Source organism: Rhizobium sp. TH135 (genome assembly GCF_002855515.1).
Taxonomy (GTDB): Bacteria; Pseudomonadota; Alphaproteobacteria; order Rhizobiales; family Rhizobiaceae; genus Allorhizobium.
This window is the reverse complement of record NZ_PKRP01000002.1, coordinates 259474-272571: the sequence shown is the minus strand read 5'-3', so window position 1 is coordinate 272571 and position 13098 is coordinate 259474. Positions and strand designations below refer to the sequence as shown.

Genomic DNA, 13098 nt, shown 5'->3' with positions numbered 1-13098 from the left:
GAGAGATAACGGTCGAAGCTTGCGCGAGGGTGTCAGGCGCCCGGCTAGAACCCGGATTGTATTCGCGAGAAGACCAGCGTTGTGAAGAGATTGATCTGCGCCCCGACAAAGGGGGCCGAAATGCCGATGGTAATCATGATCGCGAGGATCTTCGGCACGAAGGTCAGGGTCATTTCCTGAACCTGGGTGAGCGCCTGGATGAGGGCGATGACGACGCCGACGATCATGCCCGCCGCAACGGCCGGGCCGGACGCGATGATGATGGTCCAGATCGCAGCCTGGAGAATGTCGAGAGCGTCTGCCTCATTCATGAGACGGTATCCTTTCGGAGCGGCGAATCATGCCATCCACCCCGAAAGGCCTAGCATATCAAGAACCGGTCGTCGTGGTGCTTGCAGTGCCGACGCGAACGCCGACAATAATCGGGATTTCCTTGCCGTCCGTCGTGGTCGCAACCATCGTGTCACTGTAGACGCGGACGGAGGCCACGACACCGCTGGTCTTTTCATCGGCGCTCGTGATGGTCTTGCCGATGTAGGACGAGGCATTGGTCAGAGCATTGCCGGTGATCAGAGTCTCGAGGTTCGAGTTCATCTGGATCGACTGCTCGACCTGCGAGAAGGTGGCAAGCTGGGCGATCTGCTCGCTGGCGTCCATCGGATCCGTCGGATCCTGGTTTTTCATCTGGGCAATGAGCAGCTGCAGAAAGCTGTCATAATCCAGAGACGCCTTGGCAGAGGCTTGGCTTGCCGCGCTGCTGGATGTCGACGACGTGGATGTCGTGCTCGTTGTGGTGGTCGTGCCGGTGACTGCGTCTACCGCCATGGCGCAATTTCCTTGCGGATCTGTTCGATCGTTGCCGGCGCCATTTCCTGATTGTTCAGGATGCGGTCCTCGATCGGATACAGCTGACGGATGGCCTTGAGAGCATCAAAGGCGCGGCCGGATGACACCATGCCGTCGATGCGCTTCAGTTCGGCGAGGATTTCCTCGTTCTCGAAGCACGACAGCAGCATGATCACGGACTTACGGAACATCGCAAGCGACTGATCCTTGCCTTCCGGATTGATGAGCATCATCTGAGCGATGAAGTACAGCTGACGCAGCGGGGTCGTGGCCTGTTCGGGCTGGAGAACGTGGTTCTCAAGCAGGAAAGTCACATCGTTCAGGAACTCGAGGGCAACCTTGCGGTCGACGCGCAGAACCGCTCCATTGATGAAAATACGTTCGCCCGACTTGAGCGAGATGCGCAAAGTGCTCTTCATTTAAGTCCATCCCTGATGATGGTTGTCACGTCGATAATGCCCTGGAAGTTTTCCGACTCGCGTTTGCGGATCCGGTCACATTCTTTCAAAATCCAGATGGCGATGGAAATCAGATTGGCGCGGATTTCCTCGCCCAACTGGTTTTCCGGGTTTTGCAGATCTTCGATCAGCCGGACCCAGACCCGGCGCGTATAGAAAAGTGCCTCGATCGCTTCGCGGGAGTAACCCTTCTTGTCCCGCGCCGCGCTAAGAAGCTGGATGCAACGGTCAAGGGCCTGACGTTCGCGATCCTTGGCGTCAGCGACGCCATCCTCCATAATTTCGGCATATGAGAACTGGTACATTCAGTTGCCCTTCAGGTTCATTTCACCCTTTGCTCATCAAAGGTAGTTGACAAGGCTCAGCGCCTGGATCTTCGAGGTCAGCGTGTAAGATGCTTCCACCATGGAAAGCAGAGAGTTAACGCGAGTCGAGGCTTCGTACGCATCTACTTCAATTTTGCTCGACAGGCTGGTCTCGATTATATCCACCTGAACCTTGAGCGAGGCATCCGCCTTCTCAACTCGGTTCTGAGAAAGACCGAGTTCTGAGCGCGTGGAGTTGATGCCGGTGATTGCGCGGCCGGTGTAGTCGATGGCCTTGTTGATCGCGACCGTCACAGCATTGGCCGGAGCCCCGATACTCATAAGTTCCGTGGTCAACACTGCAGCCAGCGCGAAGTAACGGAAGCCGTCTTCATTCGCGGATGCAGAGGTCTGGACGGTTTCGGACTGCGTGATGCGGCTCGTCATCGCCTCATCGGTGGCGCTGGACCAGTTGGTGTTCCAGTCCGGACCGGTGAACATCGGCTCGAGCGTGGAGGTGATGAAGTCCTCCATGCTGGGCGCTGCACCGCTAGCCGCAATCGTTGCCGTATTGGCCGTGTCGGTGGGCGCAAAGCCGAAATAGGCAGTGAATGCCGTGTCGAACGCGGTCTTTGCGGCCGAAGTCTCGGTGTATTCGGCAAGCGGCTGGACGTCGGTGTTGATGCCGGCGAACAGGAATTCGCCGTTGGCCGACTGATTGGCCATGCTGGTCATGGTCGACAGCGAATTCTTCACCGTCATGACGGTGGTTTCGATCGTGTCGCTGTTCGACGAACCGGAGATGGTGATCAGCGCGTTGTTCATATCCTCGGCGGCCGTAGCAATCTGCTTCAAGGCTTCCTGAGAGGCCGAGAGACGCTGGGTCGCGATCGAGTTGTTGCTGATCATCGAGTTCAGCCGCAGGCTTTCCCGGTTGAGGTCGACCACCGTCGACGTCTTGCTGCCGAGCTCGGCGCCAATGTCGGCGTAGAAACCCGTGCTGACTTCCTGCTGGGACTTCAGGAGTTCGTTCTGGGCCTGCCGGATCGTCAGGCGCATCGATGTCTGGGTCGATAGGTTAGAAACGCTGGCTGTCGACATCAGGGATTACCCCGCCATTTCGAGAACGGCCTTCAGCATCTCGTCAACGGTAGAGACGAGCTTGGCCGCGGCCTTGTAGGACTGCTCTACATCGAGCAGCAGCGATAGCTCTTCATCGAGGCTGACTGCCGTCTTGGAAGAGTAGGTCTGGAAGGTCCGCTCATAGAGCGCCTGCTTGTTTTCGTTCGCCGTCGTCGCGTTCGAGCGCAGTTCTTCGAGCCAGCCGATCGAGTTGCTGGCGAAGGACAGGACACTTGCATCCGTCTTCAGGTCGGCATCGGCGGAGAAGCTGCGGTTGGCCGCCAGCTCATCCACATAGGAGTTGATGAGGTCGGTGAAACCCGAGGAACCATCGACATTCTGAACATAGGCCGCACCATTGATCCCGCCGTCGCGGATCAGCATCGGGTCGCCGCCGGCATCGGAGCGAACGGCCGGGTTGACTTGAATGAGGGCAGCCAGTCCAGATTCGACAGTGCCTGTTGCCGGAACAGTGCCGGTCGGCCAGGTGAACAGGCCGGGCAGTTCACCACCGCCACCTGTGTCGGTCTCCTGGAAGGCCTCGACCAGGCCACGAGCAATTTCGTCGAGCTGGGTCTGGAAGGTCGGAGCGATGACATCGCGGATCTGAACCAGCGAAGCCAGCGAACCCTGGCCGTCCGTATTGCCACCGACGCCGGCGCGGACCGGTGTGCCATCGATGTAGATCGCGTTGCCGGACACGGTTGCGTCGTAGGTATAGGTGCGGACGAAGCTGACTTCGCGCGGATCGGTCTCGAACAGCGTCGTGCCGTCATAGGTGTAGAGAACCATGTCGCTGTTGTCGCGCATGTTCACGGAAACGCCGATGATCCCGGAGATTTCCTTGAGCAGCGTGTCGCGGCGATCGAGATAGTCGTCGGCAGCCCCGCCGGTTGCCGTCTGGCGCACCACCGTGTCGTTGACGATCTTGAACTCGGCGAGCAGCTTGTTCAGCGTCTCCACCTGCTCGAACATCTGAGCGTCGGTGTCTTCGCGCAATTCCTGCGTCGTGGTGGTCGCGTTGTTGAGCGAGTTCACCACGTCGATCGCATCCGTCACCACCGTGGAGGCGAGTGCATATTCGCCTGGCGATGCCGCAAACGACTGGAGGCTGCTCTGCAGATTGGCAAGATAGGCAGACGGCGAGAGTTCGTAGTCATTGCCGCCGAGCGCATCGGAAAGCGTGGTCAGTCCATCGAGCAGGGTCGACTGCGCACTTTGCTGCGCAGTCGAGGATGACATCTGCCGCAACAGAGCCATCTGCTGCGACCGCTCGTTCTGCACCGACGAGAAACCGTATACGGACTGCGTGACCACCGCGTCACGGCGAACGTAGTTTTCGTTGCCGGTGTTGGCGATGTTCGTCGAGATTACGGACGTCTGCTGGGACGTATTCCGGAAAATCGAATTGGCCGTATTGAGCGACGATGCAAGCGACATAGGACTAACCTACTCTTTCGATTATCTCTTCAGGTTGACCAGGACTTCCATCAATTCGGAGCCGGTCTGGAAAACCTTGGAGTTTGCGGTGTAATTCCGCTGGGACTCGATCATGGCCGTCAGCTCTTCAGCGACGTCCACGTTGGAGTCTTCGAGAGCGCCGGACAGGATCGTGCCAAAGCCGCTGGAGCCGGCATAACCGAGGATGACGACACCGGAATCGTTCGACTGGGTGTACATGTTGCCGGCAACCGGATTGAGGTTGTCCGGGCTCTGGACGCTCGCAAGAGCGACGCGGAACTTCGGCACCAGGTCGCCGTTTTCGTAGGCGATCGAGACGACGCCCTTGTCGTCGATCTCGTAGCCCTTGACCTTCGAGGCAGCGTTACCGTTGACCTTGCCTTCTTCAACGGAGAAGGCAGACGCGAGCTGCGTCGTGTCGCCGATTTCCAAGGTGATATCCGGCACCACAGCACCGTCGATATCGAAGGTCTGCAGCGTGAGGGGCGTCGGGCTCAATGCCGTATCAAGCTGGCCGTCCGTGGTGAAGAAGAGGCTGGTCACGCCGAGTACCGTGGCCGGAACACCGGGACCGGTTGCTTCTACCGTCCACTCGTTGTCGGTGACTTTCGTGTAGGTGAATTCAATGAGGCGGCTGGAACCCTGGCTGTCGAACACCTTCAGAGAGGTCGTCTGCACAAAACCGTCTTCCGCACCGTTGGGCAGGTTGACGTTGAGGGTACCCGTCGTCGAGGCGACAGCGGAGATGCCCGAACCGGACAAATCTACGTCTTCAAGTCCATCGAAGCCGTTCACGACGATGGTCGGATCAGCCGTGGAATCGTATTCGTAACCCTGGAGGGTATAGCCTGCGGTGTTCTTGAGCGTGCCGTCATCCTGGAGAACGAAGGAACCCGCACGGGTCATGTAGGGAGTGCCGTCGTCGCCCTTCACGATGAAGAAGCCGTCGCCATTGATTGCGAGGTCCGTCTCGGAGGTCGTGTAGCTGAAGGTGCCCTGGCTCGAAATCGAGTAGCGGACATCGGTCTCGACGCCGCCGGAATTGTAGGCGCCGTTCGTGGTCGGCAAAATCATGGATGAAAACTGCACCGAGGCCTTCTTGTAGCCGACGGTGCTGGAATTGGCGATGTTGTCAGCGACAGTGCTCAGCCGGTTCGACTGGGCGTTCATGCCGGAGACACCCGTTCGCATGGTTCCGTAAAGGCTCATGTCAAAATCCTCGTTTTATAGTCAATGGGAGAGTATGAGGTGGGCCTTGCGTGAAGCTGTCTGGCTGGAGGGCCCTGCCGTTTTTTCACCTCGTGGCGAGGAAAAAACTGCGGCCGCACAAGGGCGGCCGCGGGATGTAATCATCAGCTCCAGTCGATGCAGTAACCGAGGAAGCGTTTGGAATCGACGGGGTCGAAACCGAGCTTCTTGCGAAGCTTCTTGCGAAGCTTGGAGATGTGGCTTTCGACGACGTTCTCTTCGACTTCTTCGTCGAAGATGCCGTAGATCGCGTTGAAGATCTGGGTCTTCGAGACGCGACGACCGCGGTTGGAGACCAAATATTCGAGAATGCGGCGCTCGCGGCGCGGCAAGGGGAAGACGTCGCCGGCGATCTCGGGATCGCGGCCGTCGGAGAAGACCTTGATCGGGCCGATCTCGGTGAAATTGGTGATCGCCCGCAGACGCCGGCGGATGGCCGCAGCGCGTGCCAGGATTTCGCGAGGATGGACCGGCTTGCGCACGACATCATCGACGCCGCAGTCGAAGAGTGCGAGGGTTGCCTCCAGGGATGGCTGATCGCTGACTGCGATCACAGGTGCCTGGGTCCGGTCGCGGATTGCCCGCGGCAGTTCCAGGGTCGCCTCGCCCTGTCCGAGAAGGAATGCTTCAACCGCCGCGATGTCGGAATCGGCCGCCGTATTGACCCATTCCCCGAACTCGCGTGGGTCGAAACCCGTCGAGGGAATTCCCTCGCGCCCAAATAGTGATGTGTATCCGTCTTTCACGAGCTCGCGCTCATCTACCACGACGATCATTCAGCCGCCTCCGAATCAGTGTGGTGTTTCGATGCACCATGGGTACGAATCGGGGGATTTATGAACAACTAGGAGAACTTAACCATAGTAATTAACGATTGATTAACCATTTGGTGCCGATTTGAACTAGATATAGTAGCTATCCGGGTTGTAAGGCACTATTTTCCAGTGGAAAAGTTAACGCAAGTTTCGCACAAGCTCTTGCTAATGCCTCTTTCATCGCAGTCTCGCCACATTTCGCAAATCGGCACAATCGTGGCTGTCAAACAACCTTCGATTGTTATTCACCGCAAAATTGTCGCGCATTGGGCGTCCAGCTTCCATAGCCCGTCGCCACCAAATTTGCGATCACGCGACACACGTAGCGCTTCTGGGCCGGGTCGTTGTTCGGCCCCGCGTGGTACCTTGCAACAGCCATGGTCCACGTTTCGTGACGGCTATGCAGATTGCTGAGAAAGCGCGCTGCATATTCCACGTTTCGCCGAGGGTCAAACATCGCTTCTACGGAGCTGAAATGCTCTCCGTGGAAGTGCTGATTGATCTGCATGCAGCCGACGTCGATGAGGACCGCGCCGCCTTCCCTCGCCCGCTGGAACGCCTCGAGCGCTTCCTCCAACTCATCGAAGTAATAGGCTTTGCCTTCGACATTCATGGCGAAGGGCTGAAGGCTGCCCTTGCGCCCCGTCTCGGTGAGACCCACCGAATAGAGGATGCCTTCGGGTATGCCGAACTTGGCGGCGGCCGCACTGATGGCGCCCTCACAGGCCCCAAGGCTTGCCGCTGCCTCAGACGTAAAGCTGATCAGGGCGAGTGCTGCGAGCGTCGGTAGCCGGAGTATCCGTCGTTTGAACCAGGCGCTCATCTGCCGTCCGTACCCCGTTTCCTGCAGTCTCACCCTGCTGCTGCCGTTCGCTGCCACCCTGGTTTCCGGACTGGAATGTCTGCTGGCCAGCTTGCTGGTTTTGCGCACTGTTCTGACCGGTATCGGCGCTGCGATCGACAGTCGCGACCTGCATGTTCACCTGCACCTGATCGACCACCAGACCCTGCGCGCGCAGGGCCTTCAGGATGTCGCTCTGATCGTTGGAGAGCTGGCGCAGCGCTGCCGGATTGTCAACGGTCAACTGGACGCTCAGCTCCTCACCCGATAGCCGCAAGGTCGCGGTGACACTTCCAAGGTCGATCGGTGTCATCTGGATCTTCAAGGTATGCACGACCTTGCCCTGGCTGGACTGGGTCGCAGCGTTGGCCAGTTCAGAACCCGGTGACATGGCGCCGACCCACTCACTGTCGCCCAGCATGGCCGCTGTGATCGAAGCACCGTTGGTCGTCGAGACCGGCGCGATATAGCGTCGGCTGTCGACCACGGTAACCGTCTCGACTGCCTTCTGCTCGGTCTGTTCAGATCCTTCGCTGCGCAGAAGTACGGGCTCTCCCTTGCCATCAGCCCTAACGAAGCGGAAGTCGCGATTGCCTTCCGAGCCACTGTCATCCGCGGTGGAGGCATCTGTCTCCCCCTCTGAGACGGCGGCCACGGCAAGGCCTTCAACGGCCTTTTGATCTGCCTTAGCGCTCTTCTCGCCCTTGACGGGTTCCTCGTTCTTCTCTGCGATCTTGGCTTCACCGCCGGCCAAAAGCTGCAGCACATCTGCGAGGTCAGTGGCCTTCGCCTCGGCGCCTGCAGTCTCGCCGGATGCCTGTTCGGCCGAAACCTCCTCGGTGCCTTCCTCGCCCTTGCGGTCGCGAACGGCGGCCATGGCCTTGGCGAGCTCAGCCTTGAGTGCGGGATCGAGACCTTCGATCTCGACCTCGGGCTCCTTGCCCTCTTTGGCGCTTCCCTTGCCCTGCGCCTTGGCGTTTGCCAGAAGGCGCACGAGGTCGCCCATGGACACGTCGTCCGGCAGAGCTTCGAGCTCTGCAAGCAAGGCATCGTCGATGCCAAACAGGGATGGGTCGGCGCCGCGCGTGGAGGTCTTGGCCGCCGGAAGATCACCGTCGGCGTCTACGCTTGCCGCATCTTCGTCAGAATTTCCGCCCTGCGACGTGCCACGCTCCTGCTCTCCCGAGCTCGAAAGTACCTTCGAGAAGCTGCCGCCGTCTTCCGCCCTGTCACTACGACCGGAGGCGGATTGCGACGCGGCGCCATCCGAAACAGGCAATCTGGGAGCTGAGAGTGCATCCATCATGATCAGGGGCCTTCTTTCTGGAGAAGATCGTCTATGGCATCGAGTTTGGACCGTCCCGCATCGACGAAGGTTCGCAGTTCGGGATCGATCTCGGCCTGCTCGGCCGGTGGCGTACCGGACTCTGCCGCCGCGGGCTGTACTTCAGCCTCACCGGGGGCTGCGTCTGCCGCCTGCGGCTGGGCAAAGGGATCCTGCAGCTCCTGGTCGGTCGCAGCAGCCTCAACCGCTTCGCCTGCCTGCGGAGCGTCTACCGGCGGGGGCGCCTGCGGGGCGGCGGCTGGTTCCGGCTTGCGCAGAACCTCCTTGGCCACGGTTTCGGCGGCCTGGCGCAGCGCGCGGTCGCGAGGCGAAAGCGCGTCTTCCGGGATATTCATCAGGACAGCCATGGCATCGTCGACATTCTCGGTCGGGACGCCGACGAGGCTGCCGTAGAGTTTGGCAAGGGCGTCTGCGCCCTCTTCGCTGCCGGACAGGAGCTTTGCCTGGTCGGCGGCCATGGTGGCGAGTTCCTTGCGACCTGCGATCGCCGCTTCGCGCGCAACGCGGAGGTAGACCTCACGGCGCCGGTCGATATCCATATAGCCCAGCGTCGCGTCGATGTCGGCGGGCTTCAGCACATCGTAGTGCTCGACGACGAACCGGACGAAAAGATCGGCAAATTGGCTGGCATAGGGCGAATAGAGGAAGCGGCGTGCGTAGCCATTCGCATAGAGCGACGCCTTGTCGACGATCTTGGCGTCGACGGCGACGGCGAGCGAACGGCGAAGGGCTGCCTCTTCGACAATGGTGCCGGGAGCCGTGAGGCGCGCCCAGTCGTAGAACTTCAAGGCGGCAGCCGGATCCTTGGCAAGGGTGACATTGCCGGCAACGAGCGCGAGATACGGCCCGATCTTGGCGTTCTTGTATTCGACGGCCATGTCGCCCAGTGTCTTGGCGATCAAGGTGCCCTTGCCGGTCAGATATTTGCGTAAGGCATCGCTGACGCGGTTGTCGAAATTGCCTTCGATGTCACGGGCAACAAGCAATTCCAGCGTCGCGGGATTCCCGCCGCTCATCGCATAGATCAGGGCCGCATCGACGTTGCGCGGATCCTGGAAGATCTTCGGATCGGCCGTGCGCAGCCGCTCGTCGATCGTGCCCAGCATGAAACGCTGCATGTCTGCTGCGGAATGGTCACCCCTGATGACGGTATCCTGGACGAATTGCAGCGAACGCAGCATCCGGTAGGGTTCGAGCGTCTCGTCCACCGACTGCGCATGGCTCGGCGATCCGGCAGCAAAAGCCGCCAGACCGGAGAGCAGAACGCAGAGGGACAGTCGCCGAATGGCCATGCTCAGCCCTCGTCCGCTTCGATCAGGATTTCGATGCGGCGGTTGGCATCCGCGAGCGGATCATCGGCAACCTGTGGGCGGCGATCCGCAAAGCCGGAAACCTGTTCGACGCGGTCCTCGCTCAGGCCGCCACGCACCAGCATGTAGTATGCGCTGTGGGCGCGGGCCATGGAGAGGCGCCAGTTGTCGTTTTCCGTACCCTTGAACTGGCGGGCGTCGGTATGACCGCGGATGACGATACGGCCGGGCTTGTCCTGCAAAAGCTTGCCCAGTCGTTCCATCGCCAGCACCAGTTCGCGGCGCGGGACGGCCGAGCCGACATTGAACATGGCAGCGTCGCTCTGATCGCTGATGGTGACGAGCAAGCCGCCTTCCGACGGTGTGACCAGGAGCCCTTCGGCGAGCTTGCCGGCGGCGCCGCCGAGCGTTTCCTCAATCTCTGCCTTCAACTTGTCGGCTGCGGCGAGCTGGACCTCGAGCTGCGCCTCTGCCGTGGCATCTACCTTGGCGGTCTCAACCTTGTCTTCGGTCTTGGTCTCGGACTGGTCGGTTTCGCCGACGTCGCTTTTCGGCATGTCGGCTTCCGCCGGCTTGTCGCCAGTCAATGCCTCGGAGGGGGTTGCCGGATCCACAGGCTTCTGTCCGGGAACGACAAGGGCGATCTGCTGCTCAGGCTCGGTTGACGGATCAACCGGTTCGGTCGCCGGCTGTGCTGCGGTCTGGGCCTGCTCCGCCGGTGTCGGCGCATCGGTCGGCTCACCCGGCGGGCCGTTGGCCGTCTGCACCTGCTGGGTCCAGAAGTCGGGATCGAAGGGATCGCGATAGGCTTCACCGCCCTGCGCACCGGTCGACGGGCCGGAATCGGCTGCACCGCCCTCGCCCTTGGCGCTGACATTGGCCTGCTGGCCAACTTCCTGCGCGATTTCGGCCAAAACGGAATAGGGATTTTCGAAGAAATCGGCCTCGGAATAGTTGGCCTCGTCGCCGGACGACGCCGTCTGATCGTCGCCAGTTGCGGCGGCCGAACCGACCTTGTCCTCGTCCTCGTCGACCTGGGACCGTTCCTTCTTCTCTTCGCCTTCGCTGGTCTCGACCGGTTTCTCCAGGCCCTTTTCTGTGGGCTTTTCGTCAGAGAGCTTGATCGGATTGAAGTAGCTGGCGACCGAGGCCTTGGTTTCCTCGTTCGCGGCGTTGACCAGCCACATGACGAGGAAGAAGGCCATCATCGCGGTCATGAAGTCGGCATAGGCGATCTTCCAGGCGCCACCATGGGCACCATCGTGGTCACCCTTATGGCGCTTGACGATGATGATCTCGTTTTTGCCGTGGTGGTGATTTTCGTCGCTCATGCCAGCACTTTCTTCAGGCTCGCCGTAAAGGCGGAGATGCGGGTCACAAGCGCCGCGTCACCGAACTCGGCCGTCAGGTCGAGATCGTCATCCTCCGTGTGGCGAAGGAAGCTCATGTGCTCTGGCATTTCGGACTGCAATTTCTGGAACAGCAGGCGCGGACCCTTCACTTCGATCGTACCCGCGTCGCCAGAGGAGATGGCTGCCTGGAGCACGACGGCGAGATCCTTGACCGCCTTTTCCGCAAGCGCCTCGCCGATCACCGGCGCCAGGGCAACAGCCGCCTGTTCGCTAACGGCAAGAGAAAGCTTCTGGATCAACTCGGGAAGCTTCGTGCCGACGATGGTTGCGAACTCGTCGCGCAGCCGTTGGTCGCGTTCGGCGAGCGCCTGGGCGTGGGCAATCTCCATCGCCTGTCGGTCGACCTCGAAACGCTCGGCGGCAGCCTTTTCGCCAGCCTCATGCCCTTCGGCATAGGCTTCGCGTCTGAGAGCTTCGACATCAATCGGGTCAGGTTCGGGCAGTGCCGGAAAGTCCATGTCGAACGCATCGACGCTCGGCAGATCGAAAGTCGGCGCCGACGTCGGCGGTGCCGGCGGCGCAACGTCGCTGGAAAAATCCTTGAGATAACGGGCCAGTGGCATGCTCATCGGCAATCGCCTCCATCGGCGACATGGCGAGGCCAGGAAACGCGGCCTTCCGCGAGAAGAAGATCAAACTTCAGCATATCCGTACGCGTTCTCTCATCTTCCGAAGTTATTCGAAGCTCGTTCGGCACGGATTGGCGCTCTTGTGCCACGTGCTTTCCTAAAACTAGGGGTTCAAACTTGCGCGAAGATGAATGACGTTTGCGGCCACCTGCTTCAAATCGACACGAGTGCGCCGGACGCTTGCGCATCCGGCGTCTCAACTGTTAGCGCTGGAAGAGGGTGAGAAGCTTTTCGGCGCTGCTGTTGGCGATCGAGAGGGCCTGGATGCCGAGCTGCTGCTGGGTCTGCAGGGCCTTCAGGCGTGTCGATTCCTCGTTCATGTCGGCATCGACCAGACGTCCGATACCCTTGTCGATCACGTCCATCAGGTTGGAGACGAAATTGTCCTGCATCTCGATGCGCGAGGTGATCGCGCCGAGCGTGGCGGCGGCATCCGTCAGCTGCTGGATGACGTCGTCGACGACGGCGATCATGTCGTCTAGCTGTTCCTTGGTCGTGTTGGTGTCGATCGCGATTTCATCGCCGCTGGTCGGTGCGCCCATGTCGAGGAGATAGTATTCGCGGGCACCCGTACCGGTGTTGCGCAGCACATCGGCATCGATCGACTTCGTCAGAAAGCCTCGCGAGGCATCCTGGATGTCGATCAGGACCGATTCTTCGGTATCGAAGTCGAGTGTCGTGACCTGAACGCTGCCATCGGCACCGCGAACGAAGGACGAGACAACCTGCTTCGTGCCGAGCTCCGCTGCATTGGTATTGTAGAGCCAGTTCTCACCGGAGAAGGATGCGGACTGCGCTGCGGAGATCAGCTGATTCTTCAGCTGCGTCATTTCTTCGTTGATTTTGTTCTTGTCGACGCCCGGCTCGCTGGCGGCCACGAGCTTCGCTTTGATGCTCGACATAACGTCGACGACGTTGTCGAGCGCCGTGTAAGCGGTATCAACGGTCGCCGCACCGAGGCCGAGCGCGTCGGAAACGGTCGAGAGCGCCGCATTGTCGGAGCGCATCGTGGTGGCAATGGACCAATAGCCGGCATTGTCGGCTGCGGTTTCTACCCGGTAGCCCGAGGAAACACGCCGCTGGGTCGTCTCGAGGTTGTTGTCGATCGAACGAAGCGTCTGCAGCGCCGCCATGGCGGCCGCATTGGTCATAATACTGGTCATGCTTGGTGCCCCTAAGCGTTCAGGACTGCGCATCCGGCGCTGGCCGGCAAGACGGGAGGGCATCATGCAGACCACTTAAGCGCGCGGTCCCCGTCACTGTTAACAAATCGTTAACAGCGGCAGTTAACAAAGAGACCAAGGGC

Annotated in this window: 14 protein-coding genes; all 14 read right to left on the bottom strand. The window is 60.2% G+C overall.

The window, feature by feature from the left end; genetic code table 11:
- Positions 1–44 precede the first annotated feature (44 nt).
- On the bottom strand, positions 45–311 hold the full coding sequence (locus tag C0V73_RS06380; RefSeq protein ID WP_102019168.1) for a flagellar biosynthetic protein FliQ: 267 nt from the start codon (positions 309–311) through the stop codon (positions 45–47).
- Positions 312–369: 58 nt separating this feature from the next.
- Positions 370–825 carry a flagellar hook assembly protein FlgD gene (flgD, locus tag C0V73_RS06375; RefSeq protein ID WP_102019167.1) on the bottom strand — a complete coding sequence of 152 codons (456 nt, stop codon included), beginning with the start codon at positions 823–825 and terminating at the stop codon, positions 370–372.
- Positions 816–1265: a flagellar biosynthesis repressor FlbT gene (gene flbT / locus C0V73_RS06370; RefSeq protein ID WP_006726382.1), complete on the bottom strand. Its 450-nt coding sequence runs from the start codon at positions 1263–1265 to the stop codon at positions 816–818. The genes flgD and flbT overlap by 10 nt, the downstream gene beginning before the upstream one ends.
- A complete protein-coding gene (gene flaF, locus C0V73_RS06365) occupies positions 1262–1609 on the bottom strand; it encodes a flagellar biosynthesis regulator FlaF (RefSeq protein WP_102019166.1) in 348 nt (115 codons plus the stop codon). The genes flbT and flaF overlap by 4 nt, the downstream gene beginning before the upstream one ends.
- Positions 1610–1645: 36 nt before the next feature.
- The gene (locus C0V73_RS06360; protein ID WP_102019165.1) at positions 1646–2710 is read right to left on the bottom strand and encodes a flagellar hook-associated family protein; all 1065 of its coding nucleotides are present in this window, start codon (positions 2708–2710) and stop codon (positions 1646–1648) included.
- Between the two features lie 6 nt (positions 2711–2716).
- Complete coding sequence (gene flgK, locus C0V73_RS06355) at positions 2717–4171, bottom strand: flagellar hook-associated protein FlgK (protein WP_102019164.1); 1455 nt, start codon at positions 4169–4171, stop codon at positions 2717–2719.
- A 21-nt stretch (positions 4172–4192) separates the two neighbouring features.
- Positions 4193–5401 (bottom strand): flagellar hook protein FlgE, encoded by a 1209-nt coding sequence (locus C0V73_RS06350; RefSeq protein ID WP_102019163.1) that lies wholly within the window; start codon positions 5399–5401, stop codon positions 4193–4195.
- 143 nt (positions 5402–5544) lie between these two features.
- Complete coding sequence (locus tag C0V73_RS06345; RefSeq protein ID WP_102019162.1) at positions 5545–6216, bottom strand: winged helix-turn-helix domain-containing protein; 672 nt, start codon at positions 6214–6216, stop codon at positions 5545–5547.
- Positions 6217–6496: 280 nt separating this feature from the next.
- The gene (locus C0V73_RS06340; RefSeq protein ID WP_102019161.1) at positions 6497–7078 is read right to left on the bottom strand and encodes a lytic transglycosylase domain-containing protein; all 582 of its coding nucleotides are present in this window, start codon (positions 7076–7078) and stop codon (positions 6497–6499) included.
- On the bottom strand, positions 7002–8402 hold the full coding sequence (locus C0V73_RS06335) for a flagellar hook-length control protein FliK (RefSeq protein WP_102019160.1): 1401 nt from the start codon (positions 8400–8402) through the stop codon (positions 7002–7004). The genes C0V73_RS06340 and C0V73_RS06335 overlap by 77 nt, the downstream gene beginning before the upstream one ends.
- 2 nt (positions 8403–8404) lie before the next feature.
- The gene (motC, locus tag C0V73_RS06330; RefSeq protein WP_102019159.1) at positions 8405–9733 is read right to left on the bottom strand and encodes a chemotaxis protein MotC; all 1329 of its coding nucleotides are present in this window, start codon (positions 9731–9733) and stop codon (positions 8405–8407) included.
- A 2-nt stretch (positions 9734–9735) separates the two neighbouring features.
- A complete protein-coding gene (locus tag C0V73_RS06325; protein WP_102019158.1) occupies positions 9736–11082 on the bottom strand; it encodes a MotB family protein in 1347 nt (448 codons plus the stop codon).
- Positions 11079–11732 (bottom strand): GTPase, encoded by a 654-nt coding sequence (locus C0V73_RS06320; protein WP_102019157.1) that lies wholly within the window; start codon positions 11730–11732, stop codon positions 11079–11081. The genes C0V73_RS06325 and C0V73_RS06320 overlap by 4 nt, the downstream gene beginning before the upstream one ends.
- A gap of 263 nt (positions 11733–11995) precedes the next feature.
- Complete coding sequence (locus C0V73_RS06315) at positions 11996–12955, bottom strand: flagellin (protein ID WP_102019156.1); 960 nt, start codon at positions 12953–12955, stop codon at positions 11996–11998.
- Positions 12956–13098: the final 143 nt, after the last annotated feature.